This window comes from Neobacillus sp. SAB-20_R2A (assembly GCF_049568635.1).
Lineage (GTDB): Bacteria > Bacillota > Bacilli > Bacillales > Cytobacillaceae > Neobacillus > Neobacillus citreus.
The window spans coordinates 1,210,223-1,227,452 of sequence record NZ_CP145895.1 but is presented as its reverse complement, the minus strand read 5'-3'; the positions used below and the strand labels follow the sequence as shown (position 1 = coordinate 1,227,452).

Below are 17,230 nucleotides of genomic sequence, written 5' to 3'. Positions count from 1 at the left end.
CCTAAAAATTAGTTCACGGGGACGTTTCTCGTGTCCATTTTATTCAATCCCTATTCCAAAATAGCTGTCAAATCAGTCTTTATCGTTGCATTACACCTTTGTAACCCAATGCCTTTGAAATCTCTGATGCAGCTTTCTGGATTCCGGCGATGACCTTTGGAAGACGTTCTTCATCAAGCCTGATTTTAGGGGCGGCACAGCTTATTGAAGCGATTACATTCCCCTGATGGTTAAAGATCGGAGCAGCGATACATTTCAGCCCTAATTCAATCTCTTCATCGTCAACCGCATAGCCACACTCACGGACAGATTGTAAATGATTTTTAATTGCCTGTTTATCCGTTATCGTGAACTCCGTAAACGGCTGCAAATTTTGGATTGACAGTAGGCGATCTACCTCTTGATCACTTAAGTAAGCCAGAATTGCTTTGCCGACACCTGTGCAATGTACCGGGGCTCTTTTTCCAATATGCGAGTACATCGTCAGGGTTCTCGGTCCATCTTCCTTTTCGATATAAATAATTTCGTTGCGGTTCAATAAAACTAAGTGAACGGTTTCATTTAGTTCATTGACTAAATCCTTGATAATTGGCCGAGCAATGCTTCGTATGTCCAAATGTTTGCCGACAAAATTACCTAGTTCAAAAAGCTTTATACCTAAACGGTATTTGAGGTCATCCGGGTTTTGCTGAAGATATCCTCTGTGTTCCAAAGTCTTGATAATCCCATGGACAGTACTTTTTGATAGATTTACCTTCTCGCTAATTTCCTTGACGCTTAACTCTGAATTTGTAGTTAAAAAAATTTCAAGGACATCCGCTGCTCTTTCAATCGATTGAATTAAACGTTCTGACATTATTAATCCTCCAATGCGTTCGATAATGTCGAATGGCGTTCGACGATACCAACCTACAAATTTATATTATCTCGCATTTTTTATTGTGTCAATATTTTTAGAATTCATAAATTTTAAGTGAAGCTGCTTGAAATGGGTGGTTAAAAGCAAAAAAAAAGAACCTTATCCTTACGGAATAGGCTCTTTGAAAAATTAGATGACCTCAAATTGTTTAAAACCAGTGGTGTCTGGGATAAAATCCAATGTTTTGCTCCTGAAATAATGGCACTCGGCTTTATCAATGATAAACTGCAGTTCATCCAATGTTATTATTTCGTCATTTGCCTGCATGGCATTTTCGAAGGTCAGTTTTGCTTTCATAAAACAACTTTTCCGCATTTGCAAGCGGATCAATTGGTATGAATTTTGCAATCGGTTTTGTAATTCTGTTTTTGCTGCTTCCGTTAAAATAAACATATAATCATCTCGTTTTTTTTATTTTTCAATTAATCTATAACTCTATTTAAAGTTATGTGGAAATTAATTTCAAGTTTTTATGTAAGCGTTTTTGGTCTAAAACCGCCTTTCATTAAATATTTTTGTATAGAGACAACCCATTACAAATGAAAGGTGAGGACCGCCTATGTTTGCTGTGCATTTTCTTGAAAACAAAAATGTTTTATTAACACAGCTGCTAAAACGTATTCCGGCCGTTGGAGAGGATCTAACCATTAAAGGCCGCAAAGCCAAGGTTTCAAACGTCGAGCATATTGACGAAAAAACGATACATGTGAAAGTGGTTTTAGAAGAAATCAAAAAAGGCAAAGTGGCTGTTGTCGATAATTCTAAGAAGAAAAAAAGGTAGAAGCTTTTTCAACTTTTTCATAAGACCTCTTCCGGTCCGCTTGATTGCTCCTTTTGGGCTTATAAACCTTTCATAAGACCACTTTCGGCCTGGCTGTTTGCTCCTTTTGGTCTTATAAACCTTTCATAAGACCACCTTCGGCCTGGCTGTTTGCTCCTTTTAGTCTTATAAGCCTTTCATAAGACCACCTTCGGCCTGGCTGTTTGCTCCTTATGGTCTTATAACCTTTTCATATGACCACTTTCCGCTTGACTATTTGACCTTTGGTCCATATAATCATAAAAAGCTGCAATTCCACATCAAAAATCGCAGCTTTTTTATTCTTATTTATCTTCCCTCAACAAATAATCATTGCCATCCTGGTCATGGAAGGAAAACATCGTTCCGAATGGCATTCTTAGCATTTCCCCTACTTTTACTCCATTTTGTTTCATTTTTTCATATGCGGATTCGATATCGGTCGTGCTGAAGAGGATTGATGGGTGCTGAACCTTTGATGGGTCATGCTGTTCCATCGCAGCTTTAGCATAAAGGACTAAATTGGTGGAGTCATCTCCGCTTAGTCCAACTTCAATCCAGGAAAAGTCTGGCCCCATTGGCTGCTCTTCTTTTAGAACAAAACCGACTCTATTAATCCAAAAATCTTTGGCTTCTTCTTGGTCATTTACATAAACAGTAACTTTTGCAACTTTATTAATCATCCTGCTAAAAACTCCTTTTCTAAATATACAAAATAAGTTTATCAACCAAATTTTGCAAAAGCAATTTTAAATGAAAACTCGTCGATTGGCGAGTCCGTTAGGACGAAGACAGAGACGTAGTTGAATTTATGCGTTAAGAAAGTGTAAAATCAGGGAAATTTTACACTTTCCTATTAGCCAAAAAAATGAACTATTTTTGAGTTCCACCCTGAGGGTCAGATATCAACCCCATAAATAAAATTGTTCCGCTTTCTTCTTCGGTAATCGTTATGAAAAATGGCCGATTTACTTCTATAAAGAAGGGATTATCTATGCTTGCCGACTCTTTTACCATTTGGACAGAGGTTGCCGCAGCCGCTTCTGTCCCTGCTTCATTCACATCGATAAATGTTTTTTGTTTCACTTCACTGATCATTATTGGATCCGTCTCTTTAACCATTTTTGAAAAATTAGCTCGGCTGTCAAAAGCGGTCTCCATCCCCAGATTCTTTAATGGGTCATTCAATATCACTTCATACTCTAATTGAAACTTTGGCAGCAGAACGGTCCCCTTTTTTTCGGTAAATTCAGAGTTCCACTTCTCCCAATTTTCAGTTGTCAGTATTTTTTGGAATTCTGCTAAATTGGAACTTTCCCTTGGAAGAAATATCTTCATGCTCATTTGGCCATCACCATATGGAAGCGAAACCGCCTGGAAATCTTCGGTTTCCAAATAAGCCAATTTTTCATTCAGCGTCATGAGCGGCACTTTTTTGGTGGTCCCTTCTGTCAGATGAAAAGTTTGTTCCTTTGTTTGCTCTTTATCAAATTCATATTGCCATTTCCCGTTAAAATAAATCGCGTTGATCAGAACCGTGACTAAATCTGGATCTAAAGGAGCTTCAATAATTTCCTTAATTTTACCATTCGTCGATTTCTTCACCCAATCATTAATCAAAGGAACAGATTTCCTATCATTGATATCAATCTCTTTTATTTCTGCATTAAAATAATCTCTGTTGTTAGTCGCAAATTTATCCTGAAAGTGGAAGTCTTTGTTTAGCCAAATGGAGTTTGCGATATTGAGCTGAATTTGCTTAGAATGCTTATGTAACATCGACATCATTGAAGCATTCGCTTGACTTAATTCGTTGGCATCCATTCCAGCCGTTTGCAAAACCTTCTCCATCTCTTCCTTTGTTTTCCCATCGGCCCCGTTGTAGACCATTGACAGCGCCATGAATAAACTGGTCGGAGAAATAAACGTATTGTCACCGTTTCCCGCTCCTAACTCTTCTAACAGTAACATCCCCAAGTGATTATTTGCGGAAACAATTTCGGTATAATCTTCCTTCCCAAAAATGGCGATACTTGATGGAGCAAGATTTCCGGTTTGATTCATTCCCATCCCCCACACCATTACCATAAAGAAAACCACTAGAAAAAGCGGAAAAATGAATTTTTTCATCCACGCCACCACCCTTTACTAGATTAGACTGCCCGCCTTAAATAAAAGTTTCAAAGCAAAGGGACGGTTCTTGTGCTTCAAATTGAAGTACAAGAACCGTCCCCATGTTTCACTTATTCTCCTACTATCTTCGCGTCCTTAATTAAATCTTCTGTTAGGGTGATGCCTTCTTCAGCAGCGGCTTTTTTGTTGATGACGAGCTCTAGTTTTTCAGGGAAGCCAACTGGAATTTCGCTTGGTTTCTTTCCTTTTAGGATTTCGACTGCCATTTTACCAGTTGAATAGCCAAGGTCATGGTAGTTTAGTCCATAAGAGGCGAATGTTCCGCGTTTTACAGAGTCTCCTTCACCAACAAATGTTGGGATATCTTTCGCATTTGCAACAGTAATGACGGATTCAAGAGCAGCAACAACCGTATTGTCCTTTGGAATGTAAAGGACATCCACACGGCCAACTAATGATTCAGCAGCCTGCTTCACTTCGGAACCAGCTGTTATTGTTGTCTCAACTGCCTCTAGTCCCTCTGCTTCGATTGCTTTCTTGGCATTCTTCACGTTAACGACTGAGTTAGGCTCACCATTGTTATAGATGATGCCGACCTTCTTGGCATTTGGAACAAACTTCTTGATTGCAGCAATCGTATTCTTGATGGCATCTGGGTGCGTATCAGATGTTCCAGTGGCATTGCCGCCTGGCTTATCAAGGCTTTTAACCAATTGCGCTCCAACCGGGTCCGTGATTGCCGTAAACAAAACTGGGATCTCCTTCGTGTTTTTCAGTACGGCCTGTGCACTCGGAGTAGCAATGGCTAAAATTAGATCATTCTTGTCCGAAACTAATTTTTGGGCAATTGATAAATTGGTATTCATGTCGCCCTGTGCATTTTGGTAATCAAGCTTCAGGTTCTTTCCTTCTTCATAACCAGCATCCTTCAAGGCCTCGATAAACCCTTCGCGGGCGGCATCAAGGGACGGATGCTCCACGATTTGCGTGATCCCTATTTTTACTTCCTTTTCTTTCTTTTCCCCACTAGTTTCCTTGCTTCCCCCACCACAAGCAGAAAGCAGCAACAATACTCCCATCAAAACAATGGCTAAACTCTTTTTCACCTTTTCTCCCCCTCAGCGGACTATGTACGCAGTAATAACCGCTCTAATTTTTCTGAAAAATTAATAATATTCAGATTTTACCATATATTATTGTTATAGAACAATAGATTTTAGATAAAAATTTTATCACTTTAAACCAAAAAAGCGTTGCTCATTTTTGATAAAGCAAAGGGACGGTTCTTGTACTTCAGAAATTGAAGCACAAGAACCGTCCCCACGTATCATATTTTTGTAAAAATAATCCCAAGAATCGCAGAAAAAATACCAACGAGCTGGTATCGTTTCAATTTTTCCTTAAAGAACCAACAGCCTGCCAGGATGACTACGAGGCAATTTAAGCTGACGATTGGGAAGATAATGCTGGCAATACCTTTTTGCAACGCATAGAAATAACAGCTGTACCCGATGACACTGACTAAACCGGCCATGGACCCGACATTCACTTCTGACCTCAGCCAGCTTTCCTTTTCCCGTAAGCTGGTCAGTGCCAAATAAATGCTGCCTCCGCCGTACATACAAATTAATGTACTAAGCGAACTAATTTGCAAATAGGATGTTGTTTTCATTAATATTCCCAGTATCCCAAAGGACAGGATTGCCAATACGACCCGATAAATCCATGGACCATAATTTGTGCCGTGACTTTTGCCCGGCGAATATTGGATCATCAGGGCTGAACCGAGTATTACCACAATCCCAATCCAATGGGCAAGACTGATTTCTTCATGAAAAATAATCGCTGCCCCAAGAATCGGCATGATTGCATTGGCGCCAATTAGAGGCGACGTTAGGCTGGCAGGACCCTTTTCGAAGGCCTTGGACATCTGAATATTGCCATTCGCATTCAGGATGCCAATTAGTCCACCCAGGATGAGCGCATAGAGGTTAAATTGCAGTTCCCCTGTATATAGCCCATACCCAAGTGTAAGCAGAAATGCCACGAAATAAAAGAAAAACTGAATATGCACTTTCGACAAGCCACGGCTTGTACTCCATTTAAAAATCGTATTATTCGTGCCGAAGCTTAAAGTCGTTACCAATGCTGCAGCAATCCACATGCTGAAACCTTCTCTCCCTATCATATTACTCTCTCATTTTAAATCTATCAAAAGAGATATCGCAATATTTTATTTCATGCTAATTTGCAAAAAAGAACCCACACTGTAATGGGTTCCTTTTTCTAAAATTGCATGTTATGCCGCTTTTTGCTTTGTATCATTTAAAGACTGCAAATAGGAATTTGCTTTTTGCTTATCAAACTGGCCTTCCCATTTAGACATTACCACTACAGCTAATGAGTTTCCGATGACATTGACAACTGTTCTGGCCATATCAAGAATACGGTCAATACCTGCTATAAATGCAAGGCCCTCTATAGGAATACCTACAGTTCCCAACGTTGCCAAGAGGACAACAAATGAAACTCCCGGAACACCTGCGATTCCCTTAGATGTTACCATTAATACCAGCATTAATGAAATTTGTTGGCCAATGGACAAATCGATGCCATACATTTGGGCAATAAACAGTGCTGCTAATGCTTGGTACAGTGTTGAGCCATCAAGGTTAAAGGAATAACCCGTAGGAATAACAAAAGATGTAATAGCTTTTGGACAACCAAACTTCTCCATTTTCTCCATTAATCTTGGCAATACCGTTTCAGAACTAGAAGTAGAGTAAGCCAAAATCAATTCATCTTTAAGTAAGCGTATGATATTAAAAATATTTACACCTACTAATTTAGCAACACCCCCTAGAACGACAACAACAAAGAATAGCATTGTAGCGTAACCGATAATAACTAATTTACCCAGCGGCAACAATGATTCAACACCAAATTTAGAAACTGTCACACCAATAAGAGCAAAAACACCAAAAGGTGCAAATTTCATTACTTGATTGGTCACCCAGAACATCGCTTCAGCCGTACCTTGGAAAAATGCAATGACCGGTTTCCCTTTTTCTCCAATGACGGTAAGCCCAAGTCCAAATAGAACAGAGAAGAAAATGATGGCAAGCATGTTTCCGTCTACAATTGCTTTGATAATATTTGGCGGGACAACGTTCACAAAAGTTTCAGCCATTCCGTGGCTTTCTACTGTTTCTGCCGTATCTACATAACCACCAATATCAGTTTTCTGTAATGAACCCATATCTACCCCAGCGCCTGGCTGGAAAATATTCGCTGCTAATAGTCCTACAATAATCGCAACTGTTGTAATAATTTCAAAGTATAAAATGGATTTTCCACCGATTTTTCCAAGCTTTTTTGTATCGCCTACACTGGAAACCCCTACAATCAAGCTGGAAATAACGATTGGAATGACAATCATTTTGATTAGTCTTAAAAAGATATCGCCAACTGGCTGTAAATACTTCGCGACATCTTGATTTCCATAAAAAATAGCACCAACAACAATACCTAGAATCAACCCAATTAAGATTTGCCAAGCTAAGCCTATTTTTTTCATTCAAGCACCTCTTTTTAATTTTTTTTACGATTTGGTCTTAGAAGAGTTTTTTTCCAATGGATTTCTAGCTAAAATAAAACTATAATTTGAGGCAGTGATTTACTGAGAGCGTTTTCAGTGGGGCTTGTCTTAATGTAAAATAGTAACTACACAATATAACAAGAAATCTACAAAAACCTACAAATTTTTTTTGCATTAAATGATGGATTGTTAGAATATGAGGTTGTGGCGGAAATTGAACATTAGAATTTTTTCAAAAAATGAAATTATCTTACTGGCGGCAATGGCCATTTTGGTTCCGCTTGCTGGGGAGGTAAAATTTTATCCATTTAATGAGGTCTATCGGGTGAGCTTTGGACCCCCTGCCCTTTTTCTCTTTTTATTGGGGCTAAGAAAAGTACCCGCTATTTTGTGCGGCACACTTGCAGGGGTTTCCGTGCTAGTTTTTCGAATCCTTCTTGATGCTATTTTTCTCGAACCATTTGATTGGCTGGTATCCATTCATGCTAACCTGCCATCCTTTGTCTATTATTTCACCTATGCTTTGGTCTTTTTCTTATTGAAAATCCACCAGTTTAACCAGTTGCCTTGGGTGATAGGCCTATTGGGAATTGTAACAGAATTTGCGGCTGGAATGTCAGAGTTGTTTTTCGAAAGGCTTTTATTTGAAGAATTAACAACTATTGATGCCGTCCATAAAATTTTGATTTTCGCTGTATTTCGAAGTTTTTTTGTAGTTGGTTTATTTAGTACTCTTAAATACCATGAAACCAAGCTGAAGGAAACGGAAATCCAAAAGCGAAATGAACATATGATCATGGTCGTTTCGAATCTTTATGAAGAGACCATCCTTTTGAAAAAAACCCTTCAGTTTGCCGAGAAGGTCACCAAACAATCCTACAATCTTTACAAGGATTTGCACGAAATCAACGAGGGACAAAGAGACTTCCCATTGGAAGGGATTCCTCAGCAAGCCTTGCGGATTGCTGGTGAAGTTCATGAGATCAAAAAGGATAATCAACGAATTTTATCCGGGCTTTCCAAACTGATTACCGAGGAAAGTTTGCTTGATTATATTGACATTGACTCCCTTTTTTCAATTATTGTAAGGACAAATAAAAAGTATGCTGAGCTGTTGGGGAAAAAAATTGAGTTCGTCTTTTCAATTAGCGGGACACACCCCGATTATCATGCATATACATTTACCTCCATTGTCAACAACCTTGTTTCCAATTCCGTCGAGGCTATCAATGAAACGGGGAAAATTGAGCTATTGGCTGAACAAAATCAAGATTGGCTGACAATCGGCGTTAAGGATACCGGACCTGGAATTCCCAGCCAATATAAAGATGTCATATTTAAACCCGGATTCACTTTAAAGTTTGACAGCACTGGCAAATCCTCCACTGGGATTGGGTTGACCTACGTTAAGGAAGTGGCAGAAATGCATGATGGCAATGTTCTGCTTAATGATTCGGAGGATGGCAAAGGGGCAGCTTTCACTGTTCACCTGCCAATGGCAAAAATAACGAGAAAAGAGTGATTTCATGCGATTTTTTATCATTGATGATGATATATCGATTCGTACGATGCTTAGCCATATTATTGAAGATGATGACCTTGGCGAAGTCGTCGGCGAGGCTGCCGATGGTTCCGAGGTTAGCGGAGAACTTTTAGAAATGAAGAAGGTTGATATTTTACTAGTTGACCTGTTAATGCCGATTCTGGACGGCATCGAAACGGTCCAGAAAATCAAGCCGATTTTTAAAGGGAAGGTCATCATGATTTCACAAGTGGAATCTAAGGACCTGATTGGACAAGCTTACTTAAAGGGGATTGACCATTACATAACAAAGCCGATTAATAAAATCGAGGTTGTTTCGGTTGTAAAGAAGGTTATCGAGCATGCCCGCTTAGAGAAATCCATCCAGGATATCCAAAGGTCTATACAAAATGCGATGAATATTAGCTTTCAAAAACCAGAGGGCAATTTACATCGGGAAAAAGGGAAAACATTCTCTGACGCCGGGCGGTTCCTTCTTTCGGACCTGGGCATTGCCGGTGAAAGCGGGGGTAAAGACCTGTTGGAGATTATGCAGTTTTTCCATGATTACGAACAGCAGCAAACATTCACTAATGGATTTCCTTCCCTTAAGGAGACTTTTAGATTCATAGCTTTGAAGAAACTTGGTGAAGCAGCCAGCGAGGCAGATCTTCAAAGAGAAATAAAAGCCTCCGAACAGCGTGTCCGGAGGGCTATTTATCAATCGTTGAATGGCCTTGCTTCACTAGGGCTGACAGACTTTTCCCACCCAAAGTTTGAAAATTACTCATCAAAGTTTTTCGATTTTACAACCGTCCGGCAAAAAATGAAAGAATTAAAAGACAAAAAAACCGCCACACCAAGCCCACTCCGAATCAACATGAAAAAATTCATCCAAGCGCTCTATTTCGAAATACACCACCGAATGTAATAACCCAGCCCCGAAAAAGGACTGGGTTTATGTTTGCCCATTTTATGAAACAGAAAATAGACTATAGCTATTATCCTTGTGATATATGTAGAATCGAATAAACGACCCCACTTACATCTTTTACGCTACTTAAATCATTTAAGAAATAAAACACTTCGTACTTCCATCTCTCCGGATTATAAATAATAAGATATTCTGTCTCGTCTATTGTCGGGATGCTTTCCGCAATTTTATCCTTCAAGTTGTTAAGACTTTCTTGCGGTGGAATTTCTTTTGTGATTTGAAATATGTACTTATTGTCTGTGATTTTAGACGTAGTGGTATCAATCAGGGGAATTCCGACATTCACTTGCTGCCAGCCAAAGGAGTTTAGGATATTGTCATAAAACCCATTAAATAAAAACTTGTTCAGTCCGTTATTCCCTTTCCAAAGATATAACGGGCTATAACTGTTTTGCAAATTATTATGGATTCCTTTTTCAGTGATTAAATAGAGTTTAAACTTTAAATCTTCAAACCCGTCTGTTTTATGGCCATTATTTTTCACTCTGTCTCTGATTATATTCATATCATAATCGCTCGGGAGTGTAATCTTATATTGGGTTGCAATCATTTTTTCTCCACCTCCATGACACTATTTTAACAATTTTCCTTTAGTTGTACCTCTACTTCCACCAATTAGTCGGTATCTTTTTTAAATCAATAAACCTCATTTTTTCCTCAGAATGGTGGCCTTCCTTCCAAACAATAAAAAAGAGGAGTTTCTCATCTTTATCATAAAACCCACAGTCATCCTTACATTCCCATTGGTAAAAGCCCTTTTCGTCCAAGGAAGGGATACCTGCTTCATAATGTGGTGGATGGATATTAAAATCGATATACTCGATTGATTTGCTGCCTTTATATTGAACTTCAATTCTATAACTACCATTAAGTCCAACTAATTTTGAGTTGATTTTAATGGACCAATTCGCATCTTCACCCAAATATGTTACTGTTTTTGTTCGAAAATTCACGTCATATATTAGGACCAACAATATCAATACTATGAAGGTTCGAAACAGTTTCCTTTTCATAAAAATACACCTCTATATAAGAGATGTACAAAATGGGTAAATATGACAGGGTGGTGGGAAGGAATCCGGAACCAGCATGTCTTTTTTTCATTTAATCATTCCCTATTTGGTCCGTTCAACCATTTAATGGTATTATTTTTTAAAAAGCAAAGATGCGGGGAGTTGAGTGAATCATGAAAATAGCCTTTATTTCTGATATTCATGGGAACGCAGTTGCACTTGATGCGGTTCTTGCTGATATTAAGCAAAAAAACGTGGACAAAATTTATGTTCTTGGTGACATTTGCTACCGAGGACCGGAACCAAAGCGCTCGCTTGAATTGATTCAGTCGTTAAATACCGATGTCATCAAAGGAAATGCTGATGAGTGGGTGGTTCGCGGTGTTCGCGCAGGGGAGGTTCCGGATCATGCGTTGGAGTTGATGAATACTGAACGACAATGGACTGTTGGGAAACTGGGTTCGTCAGATCTCCACTACCTTGAAAATCTGCAAACCCATTTAACAGTGAACGTGGACGGAATCAAAATAGCCGCCTACCATGCAACACCAGACAGTTTATTCAAAATAGTTCTTCCCAATGCTGATGACGAAACGATCAATACCAGCTTAATGAAGCCATTCGATGCAGATATTTATGTTTATGCCCATATTCATCGGCCTTATGTTCGATACATCAATGGAAAAGTCGTTATGAATATTGGCAGCGTCGGCCTCCCATTCGATGGTCTAACAAAGGCTTCCTACGGACTGGTAGAAATCGAACAAGGAAACATCAACACCGCCATCCAGCGGGTCAGCTATGATTTAGAAAAAGTCATCCAGCTTTACGAGGAAGTAAACTACCCGAATAAGGATATGATGAAACAGGTCATTCGGAACGGAAAAATTTGATGCACAGGGACGGTTCTTTTGCATCAATAATGATGCAAAAGAACCGTCCCCGTGTTACATTTATGGATGGAGGTGGCATCATGGCACGGGAGCGCAAGTTTTCGACGGAGGAATTATTTCAGTACACCAAGCAGCTGCTGCTCGAACATGGATATGAGGGTTTTACCTTCAGTCTATTAGCAGAACGAATGGAGATTTCCCGCGGCGCAATTTACAAATACTTCGAAAATAAGGAAGAACTGATTACCGATTATATGTTATTTGAGATGAAGCATTTCCTTACAGAATTAAAGGAAATAGCCGAATTAGATGACTTTGACAGGCAATTTGAATTCCTTTTTGAACTTATTTTTAGAAATAGTGAAATCCATCAACTCATTGAGATAGGCCGGCAAATCCCTTCCTCCCTCAATGAAAAGGTAATGAACAATACGCAAGAGCTAGAAAAAATGCACTTGGAAATGTACAGTTATATGCAAAACCTTGTGACACTCGGGAAAGCCGAGAACAAGCTGAAGCCCCATATTCCTGATGCACTGGTGCTAGGAATTATTTTTCAAACCATCGCCATTCCGAATCATTTCGGTATCCAACAAGATGTTTGGGTTCAATCGATTAAAGAGATTATCAGTCACGGAATGTTCATAAACAAGTAATTGACACATTTGTCACTTTAAAAGATAATGTTAGTGACAATAGTGTCAATTACTTTTTACCAAAAGTGACACAAGTGTCACTTTGTGTCGGTTTTTAGAACAATAGTTTTATAAAAACTAACTCAGAAAGGTGTTTATGCAATGAAATCATTCTTGCAATCTCTCACAGACCGAGTCTCGACCAAAAAAGGAATGTGGATTACGCTTGGAATCTGGTTTGCGGCCGCAATGCTGTTGGCAGTCCTGGCCCCAGGCGCCAAGGACTATGAAGTATCCAGTCTCAAATCTATTCCGGAAGATGCCCAGTCGGTCATCGCCCAAAAGAAAGTCGATAAATACTTTAAAGACAATGAAGGAATCCCTGCGATACTCGTTTTTCAATCGAAGGACGGTGAAATCACTTTCCCTCAGCTGGCCAGCCTCGTTGATAAAATTGAAAAGGAAAAAATCCAGGGCGTGGACCAGATTGTACCGTTATCAAAACTGCCGCCACAGGCTGCCGCAGGCTTCTTTTCAGACGATAAAACCACGGCAATTATTCCTTTAAGCATTAATTCATCAATTGAGACAAAGGAAATTAAAAAGGTGGAGGATGCGATTCAGGAAATCGTCAAGAAAAACTCCGAATTAACCTTGTACGTAACCGGCCCAGCCGGCATTGCCACCGATACCCTGGATCTATTTTCAAGAGCAGATATTGTTCTTTTATTATCAACAGTCGGCCTGATCCTAGTGCTATTGATTGTGATTTACCGCTCACCGCTGTTGGCGTTAATTCCGCTGTTAGCTGCCGCGTTTGTGTATGAAGTGGTGATGCAGACACTTGGCCTCATGGGCAAGGCAGGACTGGTCATGAGCAGCCAAACGCTGTCTATCATGACGATTCTTCTGTTTGCCGCCGTGATTGATTATTCTTTATTTGTGTTCTCGCGGTTTAGAGAAGAATTGAAAAAACATCAGAATAAATTTGATGCGATGAGGCAGGCGATGCGGGAGGTCGGAACCCCTGTGTTCTATTCCGGCGGGACCGTACTTGCGGCCATGTTGGTCTTATTTTTTGCAAGATTTGGTGATTATCGGAACTTTGCTCCAACATTTGCCACCACCATGCTGATTATCATGATTGCATCGGTGACTTTGGTCCCAGCCCTGTTTGCCCTTTTTGGCAGAAAATCCTTTTGGCCGGTTATTCCTAAGGTGGGTCAGGATGCTATCAAAAATAATTCGTTATGGAGCCGGATCGGGCGCTTTGTTGCTAGAAAACCGGGGACTTCGGTGGCCGTGATTGGCTTGTTTCTACTTTTGTCAGCAAGCAATATGGTAAACATGAAATTTGAGTTTGATACGATGAAATCATTTCCGAAAGATATGCCATCCCGAATGGGCTATGAAATTCTGGAGGAGAAATTTGAGAAAGGCGACCTCGCTCCAACGACCGTTTTATTTGAAGGTTCAGAGCCACTATCTTCTGAACAACAGGATGCATTGAAAAACAAACTTGCTGAACAGGACTTGGTAAGCTCCGTTAGAGTTAATGGTACCGCAGAAGAAGGCAAAGTCGTTCAATACAGTTTAACTTTTGGGGAAAATCCATACTCTGCGAATACGATGGATACTTTGGAGGTTATGCGGGACAGCCATGATAAAATTGCTGCCTCGGCTGGTGTGAACGGAGACATTTATTTTGCCGGCGAAACAGCCACGAAAGTCGATGACCGCTCCATTAATGACCGCGACCTTATTGTGATTGTGGCGCTTGAGACGCTTTTGATTTTCGTGATGCTGATAAGTTTGACCAGGTCAATCAAGATGTCGGTTTATATGATTGGGACCATCTTGATTTCATTCCTTGCCGCCCTGGGGCTGGGGATGTTCCTAAGCAATCTGTTCTTTGATATCGATACCATCAGCAACCGCGTTCCGCTGTATTCGTTTGTATTTTTAATTGCACTTGGGATTGATTACAATATCATGTTGATTTCCCGTTACCAGGAAGAGCGGGCTAAGCACTCTGTGCGAGAGGCTGTCGAAATTGCAGTCGCCAGCACGGGCGGAGTCATTTCTTCCGCAGGACTAATTCTCGCGGCTACCTTTGCCGTTCTGATGACACAGCCCATTCAACTCCTATTCGTTTTCGGCTTCATCGTCGCCATTGGGATCCTGCTGGATACCTTCTTGGTAAGGGGTGTGCTGTTGCCGGGACTGATTGTGTTGTTTGAAAAGCGGGAAAGGCAATTGGCGAGCAAACAATAATAAGGATCACAATGGGGAGCAGCTTCGTGGGCTGCTCTTCTTTTTTCTTAACCCTTTTTTAAACAATAAAAGACTACCACTGGGCGCTTTTGACACTTTTCTGTATAGAGGCAAAAAAAAGAACGAACACCATAGATGTTCGTTCTTAAGTCATTATTTTTCAGTTGCCATGTTCCCCATTGAAATAGAGATTCTATTCCAACTGTTGATTTGATTGATGATTAGAACAAGGTCAACATATTGTTTCTCGTCAAAATGTTTACGGACTCGTTGATAAAGCTCATCTGGAACACGTTTGGTTGGAATTAACGTGATGTGCTCTGTAAGCTCTAAAGCCACCTTTTCTTGCTCGGTATAGAATTCACAGTCTTCCCAAGCGCTTACGCAGTATATTCGTTGTTCGGTTTCTCCCATTTTCCGAGCATCTTCCGAATGCATATTCAAACAAAATGCACATCCGTTAATTTGGGAAGCACGAATTTTTATCAGCTCACGAAGTTTTCGATCGATTGCTGTTGTTTTCGTATACTTCTCCATCTCCATCATAATTTTCAAACCTTCAGGTGCAATGTCATAGTAGGGAACCCTTAAGACCATAAAGCAAGACTCCTTTGATTTAATATAAGCTATTATATCCTTATAGGAATATTGGTACTAAAGTTTTGTCCTATTACATTTTGTGATAAATCATCAAATCATTAAGAAATATAAGGCAATTTTTATTTAATTCCCTTGTGAACATTTAGGGGTGATGAACCGTCCCCTTGCGCTATCTTTTCTCTATTCTTCCATCCCCGTGACGTGCAAATCTCCCATCCTCTGGTTCATTGACAGGGTCCATCCTGCCCCATGGCCAGCCGCCAAATTGTGTTCTGCGATAGTCATTAAAGGCTTGTATGATTTCCTGTTCTGAATTCATCACGAATGGGCCATGCTGCACGACTGGTTCGCCAATCGGTTCACCTTCAAGAACGAGAATATATGCCTCTTTTTCGCCATTGGTGATTTCGATTTCCTGATCCCCTGTAAGCTTGACACTGTGATAAGCTTGGACAGTTGTCCCCTCCAGATGGATTTCTTTTCCTTCGTAAAAATAAATGTTCCGATTCAATGTTTTGGATACCGCTGGCAGTGTAAACGCTGCTCCTGGTTCTATCTGAATAAGGTAGATTCCGACATGATTAGTAGGGTCTTTTGCCCATGAAGCAGCAGCCGGATCTAAACTGTTTTTCCCCTGAAATTTCCCTGCAATCAGCCGAACTGTCGTTTTCTTCCCATTTGCATCTGCGGATTCTATTTCAGGAATATCTTCAGCCCACAGCATTTTATAATCTGGATTAGCCGTTTTATCCTTAGCGGCAAGATTCAGCCAAATTTGAAAAAGCTCCAGCGGGTTGCCTTTGTCCTTATGGACAAGCGGAAACATTTCAGTATGCAGGCAGCCTTTCCCAGTTGTCAGCCACTGCACATCTCCATTTCCATAACGCCCCTTTGCCCCAGTCGAATCAAAATGGTCAACCAACCCCTCCAGAACAATCGTCACCGTTTCAAATCCCTTGTGCGGATGCGCCGGAAATCCCGGTACCGTTTCGCCATGATACATCCGAAAGCCGTCTTTAATCGTAAAATCCTGCCCAAGATTTCTGCCAGCCAATGAAGTGCTTGGCCCCTGTTCATCATTTCCCGGTGGATAAGCATCCTTATGATGCACAGTCATCAAAAAAGGATCTTCCGTCACCCACGGAAAGCCCAACTTCTGTATATTAAGGATTTTTTTATTTGACATCTTATTTACCCTCCTAAATTTTCAAAAAATGTTCTTATTTATCTCAAAACAAAGTTATCTGAATCACACCTTCTTATACTCCCCAAAAGTACAATCGAATTGATTTTAACAAAAACAAAGGAGATGATGCATCTTTGCGGATTTTGAAGCACGGGGACGGTTCTCTTGCTTCAATTCTGAATGAGGCAAAAGAACCGTCCCCATGCATCACTTATCTTGATTTAGGAGGTTATTTTTTTGTTGAATATTTTGGTTTTTGTGTTGATTGCGGTTACTTTGGTTCTGTTGAGTATTTTTGTGGATGTGCTGATTGAGTTGAATAGGCAGGAGCAGGAGGATAAGAAACATTTTGTAAGAGATGGTTTGGTGGGTTATATGGACCAAACTTTTGGATTCGGGAGATTTAAAATCTTCAAAACGTTGCTTGATAGCGATGGCAACATCCGATATCTCGTTTACCTCCCAAAGTACGAGTGGTTAAAAGCCACGAAATATCAATGGTATGAGGTGTACGCAACCCAAAATGGCTATCACCATAGCGAGTTTGTAAGATAGTTTTTATAAGAACACCCTAAGGAAGTTCCCTTGGGTGTTCTTCTACTTAAGTCTTTTAAGTTAAACACTTCTCCATATCCTCGTAAGTGTTATGAAAAGGGAAAAGCGA

At 40.2% G+C, this 17,230-nt stretch carries 18 protein-coding genes; 7 read left to right on the top strand and 11 right to left on the bottom strand.

Annotated elements, in window-relative coordinates; all coding sequences use genetic code 11:
• Positions 1–79: 79 nt before the first annotated feature.
• A complete protein-coding gene (locus V5M37_RS06085; RefSeq protein WP_423801232.1) occupies positions 80–856 on the bottom strand; it encodes an IclR family transcriptional regulator in 777 nt (258 codons plus the stop codon).
• Between the two features lie 192 nt (positions 857–1,048).
• Entirely contained in the window at positions 1,049–1,312 is a 264-nt protein-coding gene (locus tag V5M37_RS06080) for an iron-sulfur cluster biosynthesis family protein (RefSeq protein WP_423801231.1), read from the bottom strand.
• Between the two features lie 166 nt (positions 1,313–1,478).
• On the opposite strand from V5M37_RS06080, the gene V5M37_RS06075 reads away from it, so the two are divergent.
• A complete protein-coding gene (locus tag V5M37_RS06075; protein WP_423801230.1) occupies positions 1,479–1,700 on the top strand; it encodes a hypothetical protein in 222 nt (73 codons plus the stop codon).
• 323 nt (positions 1,701–2,023) lie between these two features.
• On the opposite strand, the gene V5M37_RS06070 is transcribed toward V5M37_RS06075, so the two are convergent.
• The 5 genes from V5M37_RS06070 to V5M37_RS06050 all read right to left on the bottom strand — a co-directional run bounded on the left by V5M37_RS06070 (position 2,024) and on the right by V5M37_RS06050 (position 7,428).
• The gene (locus V5M37_RS06070; RefSeq protein ID WP_423801229.1) at positions 2,024–2,401 is read right to left on the bottom strand and encodes a VOC family protein; all 378 of its coding nucleotides are present in this window, start codon (positions 2,399–2,401) and stop codon (positions 2,024–2,026) included.
• A gap of 190 nt (positions 2,402–2,591) precedes the next feature.
• Positions 2,592–3,848: a serpin family protein gene (locus V5M37_RS06065; protein WP_423801228.1), complete on the bottom strand. Its 1,257-nt coding sequence runs from the start codon at positions 3,846–3,848 to the stop codon at positions 2,592–2,594.
• A 113-nt stretch (positions 3,849–3,961) separates the two neighbouring features.
• Entirely contained in the window at positions 3,962–4,957 is a 996-nt protein-coding gene (locus V5M37_RS06060; protein WP_423801227.1) for an ABC transporter substrate binding protein, read from the bottom strand.
• Between the two features lie 221 nt (positions 4,958–5,178).
• Positions 5,179–6,039, bottom strand: a complete 861-nt coding sequence (locus V5M37_RS06055) for a DMT family transporter (RefSeq protein ID WP_423801226.1) — start codon at positions 6,037–6,039, stop codon at positions 5,179–5,181.
• A gap of 111 nt (positions 6,040–6,150) precedes the next feature.
• Positions 6,151–7,428, bottom strand: coding sequence for a cation:dicarboxylate symporter family transporter (locus tag V5M37_RS06050; RefSeq protein ID WP_423801225.1), 1,278 nt, complete (start codon positions 7,426–7,428; stop codon positions 6,151–6,153).
• Positions 7,429–7,663: 235 nt separating this feature from the next.
• Here V5M37_RS06050 and V5M37_RS06045 point away from each other — a divergent pair, with 235 nt between their 5' ends.
• Both V5M37_RS06045 and V5M37_RS06040 read left to right on the top strand, forming a co-directional pair.
• A complete protein-coding gene (locus V5M37_RS06045) occupies positions 7,664–8,971 on the top strand; it encodes a sensor histidine kinase (RefSeq protein WP_423801224.1) in 1,308 nt (435 codons plus the stop codon).
• Between the two features lie 4 nt (positions 8,972–8,975).
• Positions 8,976–9,902 (top strand): response regulator, encoded by a 927-nt coding sequence (locus V5M37_RS06040; protein WP_423801223.1) that lies wholly within the window; start codon positions 8,976–8,978, stop codon positions 9,900–9,902.
• Between the two features lie 70 nt (positions 9,903–9,972).
• Here V5M37_RS06040 and V5M37_RS06035 read toward each other — a convergent pair whose 3' ends face one another.
• A complete protein-coding gene (locus V5M37_RS06035; RefSeq protein ID WP_423801222.1) occupies positions 9,973–10,515 on the bottom strand; it encodes a DUF4865 family protein in 543 nt (180 codons plus the stop codon).
• A 52-nt stretch (positions 10,516–10,567) separates the two neighbouring features.
• Positions 10,568–10,978 (bottom strand): hypothetical protein, encoded by a 411-nt coding sequence (locus tag V5M37_RS06030; RefSeq protein WP_423801221.1) that lies wholly within the window; start codon positions 10,976–10,978, stop codon positions 10,568–10,570.
• Positions 10,979–11,151: 173 nt separating this feature from the next.
• Here V5M37_RS06030 and V5M37_RS06025 point away from each other — a divergent pair, with 173 nt between their 5' ends.
• The 3 genes from V5M37_RS06025 to V5M37_RS06015 all read left to right on the top strand — a co-directional run bounded on the left by V5M37_RS06025 (position 11,152) and on the right by V5M37_RS06015 (position 14,780).
• The gene (locus tag V5M37_RS06025) at positions 11,152–11,871 is read left to right on the top strand and encodes a metallophosphoesterase family protein (RefSeq protein ID WP_423801220.1); all 720 of its coding nucleotides are present in this window, start codon (positions 11,152–11,154) and stop codon (positions 11,869–11,871) included.
• 80 nt (positions 11,872–11,951) lie between these two features.
• Positions 11,952–12,527 carry a TetR/AcrR family transcriptional regulator gene (locus V5M37_RS06020; RefSeq protein WP_423801219.1) on the top strand — a complete coding sequence of 192 codons (576 nt, stop codon included), beginning with the start codon at positions 11,952–11,954 and terminating at the stop codon, positions 12,525–12,527.
• A gap of 141 nt (positions 12,528–12,668) precedes the next feature.
• Positions 12,669–14,780 carry an MMPL family transporter gene (locus tag V5M37_RS06015; protein WP_423801218.1) on the top strand — a complete coding sequence of 704 codons (2,112 nt, stop codon included), beginning with the start codon at positions 12,669–12,671 and terminating at the stop codon, positions 14,778–14,780.
• A 153-nt stretch (positions 14,781–14,933) separates the two neighbouring features.
• Here the strand turns inward: V5M37_RS06015 and V5M37_RS06010 are convergent, their stop codons facing one another.
• Positions 14,934–15,377, bottom strand: coding sequence for a carboxymuconolactone decarboxylase family protein (locus tag V5M37_RS06010; protein ID WP_423801217.1), 444 nt, complete (start codon positions 15,375–15,377; stop codon positions 14,934–14,936).
• A gap of 172 nt (positions 15,378–15,549) precedes the next feature.
• Complete coding sequence (locus V5M37_RS06005; protein WP_423801216.1) at positions 15,550–16,566, bottom strand: pirin family protein; 1,017 nt, start codon at positions 16,564–16,566, stop codon at positions 15,550–15,552.
• Positions 16,567–16,803: 237 nt separating this feature from the next.
• Between V5M37_RS06005 and V5M37_RS06000 the strand changes: the two genes are divergently transcribed.
• Positions 16,804–17,121 (top strand): hypothetical protein, encoded by a 318-nt coding sequence (locus V5M37_RS06000; protein ID WP_423801215.1) that lies wholly within the window; start codon positions 16,804–16,806, stop codon positions 17,119–17,121.
• The last annotated feature ends 109 nt before the right edge of the window (positions 17,122–17,230 follow it).